At 51.6% G+C, this 16,264-nt stretch carries 9 protein-coding genes; 3 read left to right on the top strand and 6 right to left on the bottom strand.

The window, feature by feature from the left end:
• Positions 1-118: 118 nt before the first annotated feature.
• The gene (locus L0Y31_RS10865; RefSeq protein ID WP_234733086.1) at positions 119-2,098 is read right to left on the bottom strand and encodes a tetratricopeptide repeat protein; all 1,980 of its coding nucleotides are present in this window, start codon (positions 2,096-2,098) and stop codon (positions 119-121) included.
• Between the two features lie 290 nt (positions 2,099-2,388).
• On the bottom strand, positions 2,389-3,672 hold the full coding sequence (locus L0Y31_RS10870) for an acetyl-CoA hydrolase/transferase family protein (RefSeq protein WP_234737162.1): 1,284 nt from the start codon (positions 3,670-3,672) through the stop codon (positions 2,389-2,391).
• Positions 3,673-3,793: 121 nt separating this feature from the next.
• Between L0Y31_RS10870 and L0Y31_RS10875 the strand changes: the two genes are divergently transcribed.
• Entirely contained in the window at positions 3,794-5,209 is a 1,416-nt protein-coding gene (locus tag L0Y31_RS10875; RefSeq protein WP_234733087.1) for an alpha/beta hydrolase family protein, read from the top strand.
• A 72-nt stretch (positions 5,210-5,281) separates the two neighbouring features.
• Here L0Y31_RS10875 and L0Y31_RS10880 read toward each other — a convergent pair whose 3' ends face one another.
• Positions 5,282-7,069 carry an ABC transporter ATP-binding protein gene (locus tag L0Y31_RS10880; protein ID WP_234733088.1) on the bottom strand — a complete coding sequence of 596 codons (1,788 nt, stop codon included), beginning with the start codon at positions 7,067-7,069 and terminating at the stop codon, positions 5,282-5,284.
• A 301-nt stretch (positions 7,070-7,370) separates the two neighbouring features.
• Here L0Y31_RS10880 and L0Y31_RS10885 point away from each other — a divergent pair, with 301 nt between their 5' ends.
• A complete protein-coding gene (locus tag L0Y31_RS10885; protein ID WP_234733089.1) occupies positions 7,371-8,591 on the top strand; it encodes a glycoside hydrolase family 1 protein in 1,221 nt (406 codons plus the stop codon).
• Positions 8,592-8,676: 85 nt separating this feature from the next.
• Here the strand turns inward: L0Y31_RS10885 and L0Y31_RS10890 are convergent, their stop codons facing one another.
• Positions 8,677-10,107: a glycoside hydrolase family 125 protein gene (locus L0Y31_RS10890; protein ID WP_234733090.1), complete on the bottom strand. Its 1,431-nt coding sequence runs from the start codon at positions 10,105-10,107 to the stop codon at positions 8,677-8,679.
• A gap of 169 nt (positions 10,108-10,276) precedes the next feature.
• On the opposite strand from L0Y31_RS10890, the gene L0Y31_RS10895 reads away from it, so the two are divergent.
• A complete protein-coding gene (locus tag L0Y31_RS10895) occupies positions 10,277-12,475 on the top strand; it encodes a M28 family peptidase (RefSeq protein ID WP_407084076.1) in 2,199 nt (732 codons plus the stop codon).
• Between the two features lie 74 nt (positions 12,476-12,549).
• Here L0Y31_RS10895 and L0Y31_RS10900 read toward each other — a convergent pair whose 3' ends face one another.
• Both L0Y31_RS10900 and L0Y31_RS10905 read right to left on the bottom strand, forming a co-directional pair.
• A complete protein-coding gene (locus tag L0Y31_RS10900) occupies positions 12,550-14,937 on the bottom strand; it encodes a M1 family metallopeptidase (protein ID WP_234733092.1) in 2,388 nt (795 codons plus the stop codon).
• Positions 14,938-14,970: 33 nt separating this feature from the next.
• Positions 14,971-16,248 (bottom strand): MFS transporter, encoded by a 1,278-nt coding sequence (locus L0Y31_RS10905; protein ID WP_234733093.1) that lies wholly within the window; start codon positions 16,246-16,248, stop codon positions 14,971-14,973.
• Between the last annotated feature and the right edge of the window lie 16 nt (positions 16,249-16,264).

Genomic DNA, 16,264 nt, shown 5'->3' on the forward strand with positions numbered 1-16,264 from the left:
GGTTACTCTACCAACAAAATACAACAGCTTCAGGAATAATGTGAAGAATAAGTCCGCACCCGCGCCAGGTATACGGCTGATTACGACCCTTCAAGAACAAGATGAAAAGGATGTAGCGCTAAATAATTTTTGGACAGTCGGTGCCGGAGTTGGCGCGCGAACGGCGGGGCTTGGGCATCCGTTTGGATTTGACCTGGATAGGCGGCGACACACGGCTGTCTGCGCGTTCGGCTTTGATGTCCATCATCAGCAAATCATCAATGGGCCGAAAATCAGGATGGGGCGGGTTTTCAGGAAGAATCGGGAAAAAGTGTTCGCCCGGAAATTCGATTTTGTCGAAGGCGTAATCGTACATGTAAATGTTGATATACCCATCCCGGCTGTATTTAGCGCTAATCGAGTTGGTCAGCACCAGTGTCCCGGCCCGGGCCACATCGTTGTTGGTGTGCAATGAATCCTTGAAAAATTCATTGAAAACCCGGTAGCGGTTGTAATGATAGATTTGATTGGTCGAATCCAGATCAATCGCAATATTCAAATAATGCTTGGAAATGGTTCCTTTCGAGTTGCTGGCAAACAAAACGCCCATGTTGTTGATGGCGGTCTTACTCAGATACGATTCGTAACTCTTAATGGCATTGCCGAAATCTTGCATGTTTTTGTAGACATTGCCGAGATTATTCTGGTAATACTTAGTCGATGAGTCGAGTTTCTGGGCTTTTTCAAAATCTTTCAGCGAGCGGTAGAAATACTGCCGGGAGTTATGAAAATCCTTTGCTTTTTCCAGCTTCAGGGCCACATACGAACGAACAATTCCCCGGTTGTTGTACAGGTAAGCTTTGTGGTGGCCACGGGAAATGAGGCTGTCGTACAAGGTTTGGGCCCGTTCAATATGATCGCGTTCGAGCAGGGCTACCCCCATGCCGTTCAGGGCGTTAACATTGCGCGGGTTATGTCGGAGTGCCCACATAAACATTGGGTAGGCTTCATCCATATTGCTAACTTTAAGGTACAGATTACCCTTGTTGGTCAACAACTTATCGTTTTGTGGCTCCAGGCTAACGGCCTTGTCCATGTAGCGAATTGCCTGTAGAAAATTCTCGTTTTTCCGGTACACATCACTCACCCCGGCGTAAGCGGCTGGCAGGTCTTTATTGAGGTTAATAGCCGTCAGGAAATCAGCCATAGCCAGCTGATTTTTGCCCATTTCCAGTTGGGCGAGCCCCCGGCTCAGGTAGCAGTCGGCCAGACTCGGATCTTTCGGATTGAAAGCCTCGCCAGCTTTCTCAAACTCTTCCAGGGATTCTTCGTAAGCGCCTTGTTTACAGCTTACTACGCCAAGCCCCAGGTGCGCGTACGAATTGTTGGGCTTTAACTGAAGAGCAGTTTCGTATTCCTGTCGGGCCTGTTTATAATCGTGTTGACTACAGAATGCGTGTCCCAAACCCAGGTGCGCAGCCGCCGACTGGGGTTCCAATTGCGTAGCGTGGCGAAACTGCATAACGGCTGCCGGAAACTGCTTCAAGGCGTAACGGGCGCTGGCCAAACCATAGCAGGCCCAGAAATGATGGGTGCGGTCGAGTTGCTGGAGGTATTTCTCAAAAATAGTAGCGGCTTCTTCGTATTTTTTGAGTCCCAGCAGCGAATTACCGATGCGAACGGGCAGCAAACGGGCTACATCCTTTTGATTTCCCAGGGAACGATACTGACTCAGGGCTTCCCGGTGTTTGCCCTGCGTTAATAAAACATCGCCTTTCAAGAGGCGATAAACAGGCTCATTACCGCGCAGGCGAATGGCTTCGTCGATGGTTTTGCTGGCTTCGGGCAAACGATCCAGTTTCAGGTAAGCGAGCGCCCGGTTGTAATACAGTTTAGACGATTGATCTTTACCCGCAGAACCGCTTTCCAACAATTGAACACCTGCGGCATGATCGCCTTGCAGACAGCGAAAAATACCCTGGTTGACCTCCGAAAGCTGAAAACTGGGAACAGACCGTAACTGCTGTTCCGCTTCTTCGTAGCGTTTCAGCCGACCTAATACCAGCGCCTGGTTGTACGTGATGGTATCCACCGACCGCGCGGCGCCAGCGCGTTGCAAAAGATTGAAGGCATTCGAAAAATTTCCGTTCCAGACTAAGCGTACTGCGGTATTATTTAATCGAGGGACCGAATCACCACGACTTATAAAGGGCTTTGCAGAAGTGACAAATCTCTCCGGTGGGTGGTAAGCTGTTAGTAACAATAAAAGCGTAGCCGCAACGTAAATAAACCTCAGCATTCGGTGGCCGTAAATTGGAAGGAATGTGAATTTATGGCTTTTACGAATAACCCGCAAAAATAATTACTAACAACTTAGTATGTGGCTGTAAATGAATAGTTTATCTGACATTAAAATACCCTAAAACGCTCATGCGCCTGTCTTTCTAACGTTTCCCGGTGGTCAGGATGGGCAATCTGGATAAGGGCGTGTGCTCGTTGACGGAGATTTTTTCCGTAAAGATTCGCCACGCCATATTCAGTTACGATGTAGTGAACGTGAGCGCGGGTAGTGGTTACACCGGCCCCTTCTTTCAGGAAAGGCACGATCTTACTTTCGCCGTATTTAGTCACAGAAGGGAGGGCAATAATGGGCTTGCCACCCTCAGACAACGAAGCGCCGCGCACAAAATCCATCTGCCCGCCAACGCCCGAATACTGGTAGGTTCCAATGGTATCGGCGCACACCTGACCCGTCAAATCTACTTCAATGGCGCTGTTGATGGCCGTCACTTTCGGATTGCGCCGGATGATGGAGGTATCGTTGGTGTAAGAAACTTCCTTCATCGTCACGCCGGGATTGTCGTTGATGAAGTCGTACAGGCGGCGGCTGCCCATCGCGAAGCACGAAACCAGCTTATAAGGCAGGACTTTTTTGCGTTCGCCCGTTACGACGCCGCGTTCCACCAGGTCGATGATGCCATCGGAAAACATCTCAGTATGAATCCCCAGCTTCTGGTGATGCACCAGTTCGGCCAGCACCGCATTTGGAATCCCGCCGATACCCATCTGCAACGTAGCGCCATCTTCGACCAGTTCGGCCACGAGGCGGCCAATTTTCTGCTCAGTGTCCGTAACAGGTTTGATTGGTATTTCGTAAATAGGATCGTCGCAGTCAATGGCAGCATGAATTGATTTGACGTGAATCATGCCGTCGCCGTGCGTCCGGGGCACGTTGGGGTTGATCTGGGCAATCACGTATTTAGCCATTTTAATGGCGCTCAGGGACACATCTACCGACGGACCAAGCGAGCAAAATCCGTGCTGATCGGGCGGAGAAACCTGAATCAGGGCTACATCAATTGGTAAAATATTTCGTTGAAAGAGTAAAGGAATCTCACTCAGGAAAATCGGGACATAATCGGCAATGCCCATGTTGACCTGTTTCCGCATGTTAGCCCCAATGAAAAAAGCGTTTGGCTTGAAAATACCGGCGTATTGTTCTTCGCAGTAGGGGAGATGGCCTTCCGTGTGGATGTGGCAAACTTCAACATTAGTTAAGCTATCAGCCCTGGCTACCATAGCAGCAATAAGGCGGTGCGGCGTTTGTGCAACGCTATGAATAAAAACACGGTTACCAGATTGAATGGTTTGCACAGCCTGTTCGGGGCTAACCATCGCGACGAGATTCATCATCATTTGAGTCAGTTGAACCGTGAAATATCCCTGCTTATCACTATTTTGGGAATTTACGGCGTTTTTATTTGTAACTAGTGTCTCTTTGAGCCGTAAAAATTCACTTCTTTTTCAGTAAATCATGAAATATTTATCACTTCTCGGTCTGATCTTACTCACCGGTTTTGTGCAGGCGCAAACAGGCAAGGAAAAGCGCATTTATCAGGGGCAATTAGGGCCAATCCGACTGGTTCTTCACCTGTATACGGATTCTCTGACACGCCAGCCCGCCGCCCATTTTGAAAGCCCCGATCAGGGCGTGAAAAAAATACCCATCCACCGCCTGTCCGAAACCGCTGATAGTCTGATCGCTGAATCAAAGACCATCAATGGGGTATTCAAGGGTAAATTCGAAGGAAACAAACAAACGGCAGTCGGCATCTGGAAGCAACAGGGAATGGAAGCTCCGCTCACCCTGAAGCGAGTGGGTGCCATATCCGAACCCGCCCGTCCGCAGACGCCAAAACCACCTTTCCCTTACCGGAGCGACAACGTCACATTTGCCAATAAAGACAAAAGCCTTCAGTTTGGCGGTACGCTGACCATTCCAACCGGGAACGGGCCTTTTCCAACAGTTGTGCTGCTCTCGGGCAGTGGTGCGCAGGATCGTGACGAAACGCTGCTGGGACACAAGCCGTTCTGGGTAATTGCCGACCACCTGAGCCGGGCCGGGTTTGCCGTATTGCGCGTCGATGACCGGGGCGTTGGGCAAACTACAGGTAATTTCGACCAGTCTACCGCCGCTGACTTTGCCCAGGATGCGCTGGCTGCTATTGATTACCTTAAAACTCGTCCAGAAGTTGCGAAAAAGAAGATTGGTCTGATTGGGCACAGCGAAGGGGGCATAACAGCGCCACTGGCTGCTACGCAATCGAAAGACGTAGCGTATCTGGTATCGTTGGCGGGTGTCGGTGTAAAAGGAATTGATTTGCTGAAGCGCCAGTATGCGGATATCGTCCGGGCTTCGGGGATGCTGAATGAAGAATTTATCGGCTACTTCACCAGCATGCAGACAGCGATGTTACAGGCTGTTGCCAATCAGCCCATGAGCAAGACCGACCTGACCGCCGATGTTCGGTTGGCAATGGCAAACTGGCAGCAAAGCCAGCCGCAGGAACGCCTGCAGCAGATGGGCGTTGCCGGCACCGCGGGACAGAAAATGGCCGATGAATTTGCGAAAGCAGCCAGCGCCAAGTGGTATCATTATATTGTTAAGTACGATCCGGCACCAGTATTGTCCAAATTGACCATTCCAGTATTGGCCCTCAACGGCGATAAAGACATGCAGGTATCGGCAGTAGAAAACCTGGCTGCGATCGAAAAAGGCTTGACCCAGGCCGGTAACAAAAATTTCAAAACGCAGACATTCCCCGGTTTAAATCACCTGTTTCAGACGTCAACAACAGGCTCCATTCAGGAGTATGGCTTGCTTGAAGAAACGTTCTCTCCGCAGGCGCTAGAGGCAATGACAACCTGGTTGAAGGAGATAACCAAGTAATTTATTCATTAGGCAGCATAAAGTTATAGGGCTTGAAACTACTGTAACTTTATGCTGCCCGATAAATCGTATTTAGGCGGCCAGGTATTCGCTTTTCGTTTCCTGCTGGTGCTGCCACATTTCCTGGAACAGCATACTGTGCTGACGCAGGTGAACAAAGCTTCCTTCATCAACAACCCGCCCGTTGCGCAGAATGTAGATGTAATCGAACATCGGCAGCAGGTGCAGGCGGTGGAGGGTTGAAATAACGGCTTTGTTGGAGAACTGGGCCAGCATTTTGTGGTAAATTTCAAATTCTGTTTTTGGATCCACGCTGCTGGTAGGCTCATCCAGTAAGACAATATCGCTATCACGGGCGGCCAGTACGCCCCGGGCCAGCGCCAGCCGCTGCTTCTGCCCACCAGACAGGTTAACGCCTTTCTCCTGAATACTCGTTTCCAGACCCAGCGGCAACCGGTCAACAATATCGGCAAAACGCGACGTCTCGCAAGCCTGCGACACATCCGCCTCTTCGAACGGCAAGCCTAGTGTAATGTTATAAGCCACCGTGTTTTCAAAAATTTCGGGCTCCTGCGGGAACAGCGTCACCGAATCGGCAATCTGGCTGAGACTGGCCACCGGCTGCCCGTCCACGCGGATTTCTTCGACAAACTCAGGTTGGTACAAACCGCGTAGCAAGGTCAGAAGGGTACTTTTTCCGCTGCCGCTTTCACCAATGAAGGCAATGCGTTTACCGCGTTCAATCTGAATGCTGATGTCGGTCAGGCTCGGCATTTTGCGGTTCACATCAAGGGCCGTCGTCGGGTGCGAAAAGTTCAGCCCACGGATGCCGATGGTTTTCCAGTTGCTTACCAAAGCTGCTTCTTTGTCCTGCTGGTGGTGCTGGCTGTGTGCCTCGCTGATGCTACGGGCCGTTTGCACGTCCGTATTATACTGGACAATCTGCGTATATTGGAACGCTACATCCGTGAAAACGCTCGTGAACTGATTGACATAACCCAGGAGTGTAACCAGACCGCCCACGGCAAAGACCTGCCCCGGTGTATAATGCTGATGTACGTACCCCGCCGTAACGACGACATAAATCAACCCAATCAGCATGCTGGCCACAAACCATTTCCACTCGTTGATGCGGATATTGCGCCGGAAGGGCGGGAAAACCTGCATGATTTTGCCGAGCATACCGGCTTCCATCTGCTTTTCGAGCCGCAGCGTAATCACCGTAATGATGTTGGAAAGGCTATCAAACAGCATAGACGACGAGTCGTGTTCGCGTTCGTTGGTTTCGTCAACAGCTTTAATGAATGGTTTGTCAAACTTCAGAATGACCCAGACGGTTAGCGCGCCGAGCAGAATGCCCGTCGAGCCGTAAAGTGGCGAAAAATACAGCATCGCTCCGAACGAAAAAAGACACTTGAAAATCGTGTGCATGTAAACAAAGCCCGTCTGAAAAAACGATTTCAGGGCTTCGTAGGCTTTTCGGATGCGGTTGATGGTAGCGCCGCTGTGGTGCTCTTTGTGCCACTTAACGGGTAAGTGCAACGTTTGGTGGTACAGCTCGGTTAGAAAATTCCGGCTGACGTTAAAGGCCAGCTCGCGTTCCATAATCCGGGCGGGGCCGTGGAAGGCCCATTCCGCTAGTTTCAGGAGTAAGAAGCCACCGCCAAACTGGAGCGCAATGGTCGGAACATCGGCTCCTTTCTGCTGGATGGCGTTAATAAACCAGCCAAATAGGAGCGGATGCAGGGCAACAATCAGGTTCGAAGCTATGAAAAGCGAATAAATAAAAAGGTAGCGACCTTTCTCTTGACGGGCGTATTTCCAGGCCGTAGCAAGTAAGGCCAGGTATGGATTTTTCAAAAAAATGATGTAGCTAAAGTACAAGTTCGGTTATGACTGCAAAAGGATAAAAAATTAATGAAATAGTCTACCAATAAACAGTCATATAAGCTCTTAGACACATAATTTAATGGGTTTATAATGCGAATAAAAGCAACCGAAAAAACGGCTTGGTCAGGCTTTTAAATTTTAGGCCGTATTATTCGATAAATCCTATTATTGAGGACTGATTTCTGTAAGGCCATTTACTATTATTCTAGCGAATTGCGGCAACAGGACAGCGATTTTAGCTACCTTGGCTGTGGATCAAATTTCCACCTCAATGCTTGCAACGCGCTCAATTCAACACACTTCTCCCAATCCGTTTCGTTCTTTCTGGATGGGCGGCTACGAATGCACCGATCAACAGAACTGCTTTGGTATTCGGGTCGATCTGGCGAAAACTACCGGCCACCTGGATATGCTGGACGAAGATTACCAAAATCTTCATCCGTTTGGTATTCACACGGTTCGGGAGGGTATCCGCTGGAGTGAAGTAGAGAAAAAGGCCTATCAATACGATTGGAGTACCGTTAAACTAATGCTGGAAAAAGGCCGTACTCACGGCATTCAGCAGGTATGGGATTTATGTCACTTCGGCTATCCGGACGATCTGACGCCCTTGCATCCGATGTTTGCCCGGCGCTTTGCGGCCCTCTGTCGGGCCTTTGTTTCGTTTTACCGTTCTGTTAACCCCGATGGGGTGCTTATCGTAACGCCCATCAATGAAGTGAGCTTTATTTCGTGGCTGGGCGGTGATGTTCGCGGCACGTCGCCCTATTGCGTAGGGCAGGGCTGGGACGTGAAATACCACCTGATGCGGGCTTATATTGAGGGGGTAGCTGCCCTACGGGAAGCCGATCCCACAATCTGCATTATGTCTACTGAACCGTTGGTAAACATGGTGCCGCCGCTGAAAGGCACACCCCAGGATATTTCCCGGGCCAAAAAAGCCCATAACGCCCAGTACCAGGCAATGGATATATTGACAGGACGGGCCTGCCCCGAACTGGGCGGATCGCCTGACTATGTGGATATTATCGGGGTGAATTTTTATTACAATAACCAATGGGTAGTGGAGCCAAACAAGCCCCATCATTTCCTGCCCTGGGCGAACGAAGGGAACGACCCACGCTGGCGGCCGCTGCGCAGTCTTTTTCAGGAAGTGTACGAACGCTACGGAAAGCCAATTGTGCTGAGCGAAACCAGCCATCCCGGTGAAGACCGACCGCACTGGATTCGGTACGTAGCCAGCGAGTGCGCAGCCACCCTGCGGCGTGGTTTGCCACTTTGGGGCATCTGCCTGTATCCCATCATTGACCGTCCCGACTGGGATAACCTGGATCATTGGCACCGCTCTGGCTTATGGGATGCGGAACTGGGAGAAGGGCTGCCTCCCAAGCGCATCTTGAGCGAATCGTACGCCCAGGCTCTGCTCGAAAGCCAGGTGGTTGTGCGGGAAACAGGTCTTTCGCATCAGGTCAGCGCGGGCATACGTGTCTAATTTTGATGCGTATGGCAACGGGTTACGCATTCAGACAATATAATTTATCAATGAGCGGGTATTCAAGAATACCCGCTCATTGTGTTTACAACGGCTTACTCAGCAGGTGAGGACGTTCGGCGGCGACTTTCAGAACCAATTCGCCGAACAGGGTATTAGCCCAGGCAAACCACTTGCGGGTGAATTTTGCCGGGTCGTCCTGATTGAACGATTCGTGCATAAAGCCCGTACCGGCGTGGGTGTTTTTCAACTGCCGGAGCTGGGTTAGAATTTCCTGATCGTCGGTAGAAGTCAGCGCTCGCATGGTCAGGCTCATGGTCCAGATATTATTGACCAGTGTATGCGGACTGCCAATTCCTTCGGCGGCTTTGCCTTTAAAATAATACGGATTGTCGGCGCTGAGCGCAAATCGCCGGGTATTGCGGTAAATAGGATCAGTAGGTGGACACACGCCCAGGTACGGCAGCGAGATCAGATTGGGCACGTTGGAGTCGTCTTGTAACAGATGATTTCCAAACCCATCTACTTCCAGCGCGTACATTTTTCCGTATTTCGGGTGGTTATAAACGGCGTATTGCTTCAATGCACCTTCAACCTCGTCGGCCATGGCGCGACATTCTTTTGACAGGGCCGGATTGGGTTGAATCTTATCAATCATGGTAGCTAACTGCCGCAGTGAGACCACCGCAAACCAGTTGGAAGGCACCAGGAATGGGAAAATCGTCGCATCGTCGGAAGGGCGGAAGATGCTGTGAATCAGTCCGACGGGGCGCGTTGGATTGCCGTAGCCATCGCCCGGAACCGTATCCGTCGACCAGGCCGTTTCCCGCCCGAACTTATACGGTCCGCGATCCGTTTTCCGTTGTTGCTCACGACAGGTTTGCACTACTTTCTGCATGGCTTGCAACCAGCCCGCGTCGAAAGGACTGGTGTCGCCCGTGGTTTGCCAATAATGGTAAGCCAGCCGAATTGGGTAGCAAAGCGAATCCAGCTCCCATTTTCGTTCGTGGAGGCCGGGTTTCATGTCGGTGCGGTCTTTTTTCCACTCGCTTTCGTGCGTTTCGTCGGCGTAAAAAGCATTGGCGTATGGATCGAAGCGGATGCATTGCGACTGCCGCCGAATTACCCCGGCAACCAACTGGCGCAAAGGAGCATCGTTTTTGGTCAGCGGCAAATACGGCCAGACCTGCGCCGTGCTATCGCGTAGCCACATGGCATCAATATCGCCCGTAATGACAAACGTATCGGGTTTTCCACCCGCTTCTTTGAATTGAACAGTGGTATCAAGCGTATTTGGAAAACAGTTTTCGAAAAGCCAGGCCAGCTCCGGATCGCGGATGGTTTTCTTCATCCGCTCGATGGTTTGTTCGACGGCAGTGCTGGTGAAATTACGCTTGTCGGGAGCAGTCCGAACAACGGGGAAGGTTGGAGGGAGGGCGGCAGCGGCCCACTGGCTATTGACCATCAGACCAAGACTAGCCCCGGCTGACTGTTGAATAAAATGACGACGGTTCATGTGTAAAAAGTATATAGGCAAAGCTACATTATAGGGCCCTGACTTCCCAATTTGGTAAAAGCTGGATTCCAAGGGCAATTAGTATCAATTTACGGAGTTACGTCAAAATGACTTCCTCTTTTTCAGTATCTTTTACTGACGTTACTTAGAAAACCTAGACTGTATGGAGATGAAAATTACCACCTTACGCGCTACCGTTGGGCAGGCATTGGCTTTGGGCTTGTGCTTTTCCGCAGCCCAGGCGCAGACGTTTACCGGCTTCACGCCAAACCGCCAGGCGGCCGAAGTAAAACTAGAAGCAGAATTCAAGAAACAACAATCGACGGCGGCTTTTAAAAAGCATCTGGAAACATTGGCCAGTGCACCACACGTAGCGGGAACGCCAGAAAACGAAAAAGTGCGGGATTACATTGCCGAAACCATGCGCAAGGCAGGCTGGCAAGTCGATATTTATCCGCACGACATTTACCTGCCCAAAGGCCCCGGAGAGATTGCCGTCGAGCTGGTCGAGCCGACCCGGCAGCCGCTGAACATTCGCGAGTTCTTGTTTGAGCAGGACAAATACGCCAAAGATCCGCGCATTATGCCGGGCTGGAATGCCTACTCCGGTTCGGGCGATGTGACGGCTGAGGTGGTCTATGCCAATTACGGACGTAAGGAAGATTTTGAGCAACTCAAAGCGATGGGCGTTTCGGTGCAGGGCAAGATTGTCATGGCCCGTTACGGGGGCAATTTCCGGGGCTACAAAGCGCAGTTTGCCGAGGCGGCAGGCGCTGCGGGCGTGATTATTTACACCGATCCGGCGGATAATGGCTACACGAAAGGGCTGACCTTCCCCGAAGGACCGCAGCCGAGTGAAAGTGTCATTCAGCGCGGGTCGCTGCTAACTGTGCCGTATACCGGCGATCCACTAACGCCCTTTGAACCCGCGTTGCCCGTAGATGGGAAAACCAAGATTAAACGGCTGGATCCGAAGGACGTAGCGCTGCATAAAATTCCGGTGACTCCCATTCCGTATGGTTCGGCCACCGAGATCATGAAACGCATGACCGGAGCGCGGGCCGTACCGGGCGGCTGGCAGGGCGGATTGCCGTTCACCTACCGGCTGGAAGGCGGCTCCGCCCTGAAAGTTCGGTTGATGGTGAAGCAGGAAAAAGCGATTACCCGCGTTTACGAAGTGGTTGGCACCTTAACCGGCTCCGAGTTTCCGGACGAGTGGATCATTGCGGGCTGTCATTACGATGCCTGGTCGTTTGGCGCCACCGACCCCAACAGCGGAACGGCGATGCTGCTAAGTATGACCGAGACCCTGGGTAAACTCGCCAAGGCGGGCCAGCGTCCCCGGCGAACGATCAAGGTAGCCCATTGGGATGCCGAAGAATTTGGCGTAATCGGTTCGGCAGAATGGTCGGAGCAGTTTCGGGATGAGCTAACGCAGAAAGCCGTTGCCTACATGAACTACGATGCCGCCGTATCGGGGCGCGTATTCGGGGCCAGTGCTTCGCCCTCCATGAAAAAGCTGCTCATCGAAGCTACGCAGGCGGTTGACTATCCAGACTCCAACAAAACGGTGTATCAGCACTGGCTGGGCCAAAGCAAACCCCGTAGCGGCAGCACGGTCGGGATTGCGTCCTCGGCCCCGGCAACCGTCGCGAATGAGCCTATTATTGGCAACTTGGGTGGTGGTTCCGACCACATCGGGCCGTACATGCACGTGGGCATTCCGTCGCTGAATGCCGGTACAGGCGGGCCAACGCTCTATCACTCGGCCTACGATGATTTGTATTTCTACGATAAATTTGCCGACCCGACTTATAAAATGGGACCGATGGTGGAGCAGGTCGTTGGTACTATGACGCTACGACTGGCTAATGCCGATTTGTTGCCTTACGATCTAGCGCGGTACGCGAATGATCTGGCGACGCACCTGAAAGCGGCGGAAAAAGCCATCAAGACGTATTCACCCACGTATTCTATCGAACCATTACTGAACGCCGTTGCTGAGCTGAAGAAAAATACGGATGCGGCAGAAACAGCGCGTCAAACTTATCTGCAAGCGGGACGAACCGACAAATTGGCGGAATTGAACAAAACCATGCGTCAACTGGAGCAGTCTTTCATTGATCCGAAAGGCATGGCGTTTGGGGCCTGGTATCGCTCGTTATATGCTTCGTCTGATCCGTATAGTGGCTACGCGTCGTGGATGTTACCGGGTTTTCTCTACGAAGCTTCGCTAAAATCAACCGCCAATTTGCCGGATCTGGAAGCTCGTTACAAAAAAGCCATTGACACGCTGAGTGGCCGGTTGGCTACGCTGGTGCAAAACATGGGCAGCCAGTCAGCGGCGCTGGGTGGGGCCAAGCGCTAGGAAAAGCAATAAAAATAGCCGATGGACAGCGAATCTATGCTGTCCATCGGCTATTGTGTTTTGGGCGTACGTCCTTAATTTTTTCTGCCGCCGCTTTGGGCGCCGGGAGGTTGCGTGCTCCGTTGCTGTTGCATGGGATTAGGCTCTCCGGCTCCACGTCGCTGCTGTTGCTTGAACAACTGGAAACGAGTTGATTCCGACTGACGAGGGAATGCATTATTATCGGTATCAATATCGGCAATTTCCTTGAACGGATCGAGCGTCCATTGTGTCACGCGCTTCGACGTAGCCAGTACTTTCTGCACCTGCTGGTCGTTGAAACGCCAGATTTCAGCCGGGAAGCGGGCCACGGAGTCGGTGCCATCTTCAAACTGCATCCGAACAATGACCGGCATTGGAATACCGCCTTTATTTTTCAGCGTCAGCGTGTAAAAATTTTGCGTTGATTCCGCCAGTTTGCGTTCTTCTTCCGACAGGCTGGCCAGATACTCCTGGTATTTCTTCTTGTCGGCCTCCGTTACTTTGTAGGGGTCATAGTTGTTGTAGAAATCCCGCATACTGGTATCCTGCGAAACCACCGTTTCTTTCTGGGTGGCGGCATCGCGCTGCTTGCTGATGGTGTTGCTGCGGCGTTGGGCCTCGGCGCGGGCTTCGGCTTTGACGATTTCCGGATTCTGTGAATTCACCTGAAACCAGTCCACTTCTACCAAGTCCTGATCAACCGCTTCGGTACCAAAGAACCAGCCTTTCCAGAACCAGTCCAGATCAACGCCCGAGGCATCTTCCATCGTGCGGAAAAAGTCGGCGGGTTCGGGGTTTTTGAAGGCCCAGCGATTGGCATATTCTTTAAACGCATAATCAAACAGCTCGCGACCCATCACCGTTTCCCGCAGGATGTTCAGCGCCGTCGCCGGTTTGGAATACGCGTTGGGTCCCAGGCTAATGACGTTATCGGAAGAAGACATAATGGGCGACAAAACCGCCTTGTCTGACTTCATGTAGTCTACGATTCCCTGGGGTTCGCCGTAGCTGGTTGGGAAATTGTAATCCCATTCTTTTTCCGCCAGATATTCACAAAAACTATTCAGCCCCTCATCCATCCAGGTCCACTGCCGTTCGTCGGAGTTGACAATCATGGGGAAAAAATTGTGGCCTACCTCGTGGATAATTACCCCAATCATGCCCGCTTTGGTGCGCTCGGAATAAGTTCCATCCGCTTCCGGGCGACCCCCGTTAAAGCTGATCATGGGGTATTCCATCCCGCCGCCCGACGTAGCATGACAGGAAATGGCTACCGGATACGGGTATTTGAACGTGCGGTTACCGTAGGATTTCAGCGTATGCTCAACCACGCGCGTCGAATATTGGCCCCACAGCGGATTGCCTTCTTTCGGATAAACGGACATGCTCCAGATTTTCTTACCATCACCGTATACGTCGGTCTGCATGGCATCCCAAATGAACTTGCGGGACGAGGCAAACGCGAAGTCGCGGACGTTATCCGCTTTGTAAATCCAGGTCTTTTTGCCCCTTGGTTTGGCGTTCGCACCCCCGGCTTTCTCGGCGGCTTCGGCTTCAGCCTGTGTGACGATCACAACGGGCGTTTTGGAGTTGGCGGCTTTTTGCAAGCGCTGGAATTGCGTCCCGGACAGCACTTGCTTGTAGTTCTGGCATTCGCCCGAAGCGGCCACGATATGGTCGTTGGGAACGGTAATAGCTACCTTATAATTCCCGAAAATCAGCGTAAACTCACCCTGACCCATGAACTGCTTGTTCTGCCAGCCATTCACGTCGTTGTAGGCGGCCAAACGCGGAAACCACTGCGCAATGAAGTAGTTGTAATTACCATCTTTCGGGAAAAACTCGTATCCGCTGCGGCGATAATCCGTGATTACATAATTCCAGTCAACACCGAACGATACGCTTTGCCCCGGCTTCAACGGAGCAGGCAATTCAACCCGCATCATGGTTTCGTTGATGGTGTATTTCAGCGCCTTACCCGCTTTGTCGCGCACGGCAGTGATGTTATACCCATAATCGCGTCCAGCACCCTGGCCCATCGCGGCTCCCATTGCCGCAGCTGACATGCCGTTGGGATTGACACTGCCGGTGCGACTGCGGCTACCCGCCGAATTTTTAGCGAATAGATTTTGCTCAACCTGCAACCAGATATAAGGCAGCACATCCGGCGAGTTGTTGTAATACGTCACCATTTCCGAACCAATAATTTTCTGGTTCGCGTCGTCCAGTTCGACTTTGATGTCGTAGTCGGCGCGGTTCTGAAAATAATCGCGTCCCGGTGAGCCCGAAGCGGTGCGGTACGTGTTGGGCGTAGGCAACATAGTACCCATTTGCTCGAAGCGGTCGTTGGCGTTGTAACGCGGTGAAGGAGCGGTTTGCGCCCAGGCACCCAGTGACAGCGTCAACAGGCTCAGAAAAAGAGAAGAAGTTCTCAATTGCATGTGTTGATTGAAGTATGAGATATCGGGGTGAAATTAGGAAAATACCTCTTTACTACCTACTACTGATTCGCTCTTTAGAGCGGTTTGTTGCTTCTGCGTAACGTACTTGTTGATGAAGTACATCATGAAAATCGTAAAGGCGGTGGTGGTAGCCACAATGTAGCCCAGCAAATCATAATGCTGCAATGTGCCATCTGGTGCCTGAACTACAATAAATCCGGCCGCAATCGACGCAAGACCACCCGATAGCTGCTGAACAGATGAATTGACGCCCATGAAGGCACCCCGGTCGGCGGGTTCCGGAACGCCCGACATCAGCGCCGACGAGGAAATCATTCGGGCAGTGACACCCATGAACAAAATCACGTTCAGTAAAATGAGCCAGGGCAGCGGCGTAATCCCCAGATTGCAATACACAATGGTGACAATCATGCCCAACACGGAGGCATAGAAAAACAGGGGGTATTTGCCAATTTTGTCACTCAGTTTTCCCGCTAACGGACCCATAATGATGGAAGAAATACCGGTAACCAGATAGATCAGCGGCAGTTCAGTTTGTGAAATACCCAGGTTATGAATCGAAAAGGCACTACCGAAAGGCATCAGCATAAAACCGCCCGTAGTGAGCAGAATAGTGGCGGCAAATCCGCGCAGATAGGCTTTCTGAGAAACGGTATGAACGAGGTGTTGCAAGGGGTTTCGGTCCGATTTCAAGAGCAAATGGGCGGTAATTGGCTTTAGGTAAAACGCAATAACAAACCCGGCTCCAATGCTCAGCGCCACGATGAGCAGAAAAGGCGAATGCCAGCCAAAGTGATTAGCCAGGTACAAACCAAGGGGAATTCCCAGCACCTGACTCGCCGCGAACGACATCTGGACAAAACCCATTACCCGACCCCGAACCTGCCAGTCGAACAAATCGGTGATGATGGCAAAGCTGATGGACGAAATAACACCGCCAAAAATACCGGTCACAATGCGGGCAATGAGCAGCGAGAGGTAGTCAGGCGCGAGGCCGCAGAGCAACGTGCCGATGACGAAGCCAGAGTAAAAAAAGAGCAGTAATTTTTTTCGGTCGAAGCGGTCGGCAAAACCGGCGGTCAACAGTCCGGCAATTCCGGCGCTGAAGGCATAACCCGAAACAACCCAGCCGAATTGAGCGGTTGTAATTTTTAGTTCACTCATGAGCTGAGCGCCCAGCGGCGAGAGAACCATAAAATCCAGCACGACCGTAAACTGGAGGAAAGCGAGCAGTCCGATGACCACTTTGTGGTACGTACTGAACGAAGTGGTTGATGGTGTGTTTTGCATTTGTTGTTTGATTGTA

Origin of the sequence: Tellurirhabdus bombi (genome assembly GCF_021484805.1) — a bacterium.
Lineage (GTDB): Bacteria > Bacteroidota > Bacteroidia > Cytophagales > Spirosomataceae > Tellurirhabdus > Tellurirhabdus bombi.

What these genes read in the sequence shown, in the direction of transcription:
- L0Y31_RS10870 (WP_234737162.1), bottom strand. Translation starts at nt 3,672, where the DNA reads ATGATGAATCTCGTCGCGATGGTTAGCCCCGAACAGGCTGTGCAAACC.
- L0Y31_RS10875 (WP_234733087.1), top strand. Translation starts at nt 3,794, where the DNA reads ATGAAATATTTATCACTTCTCGGTCTGATCTTACTCACCGGTTTTGTG.
- L0Y31_RS10885 (WP_234733089.1), top strand. Translation starts at nt 7,371, where the DNA reads ATGCTTGCAACGCGCTCAATTCAACACACTTCTCCCAATCCGTTTCGT.
- L0Y31_RS10890 (WP_234733090.1), bottom strand. Translation starts at nt 10,107, where the DNA reads ATGAACCGTCGTCATTTTATTCAACAGTCAGCCGGGGCTAGTCTTGGT.
- L0Y31_RS10895 (WP_407084076.1), top strand. Translation starts at nt 10,277, where the DNA reads ATGAAAATTACCACCTTACGCGCTACCGTTGGGCAGGCATTGGCTTTG.
- L0Y31_RS10900 (WP_234733092.1), bottom strand. Translation starts at nt 14,937, where the DNA reads ATGCAATTGAGAACTTCTTCTCTTTTTCTGAGCCTGTTGACGCTGTCA.
- L0Y31_RS10905 (WP_234733093.1), bottom strand. Translation starts at nt 16,248, where the DNA reads ATGCAAAACACACCATCAACCACTTCGTTCAGTACGTACCACAAAGTG.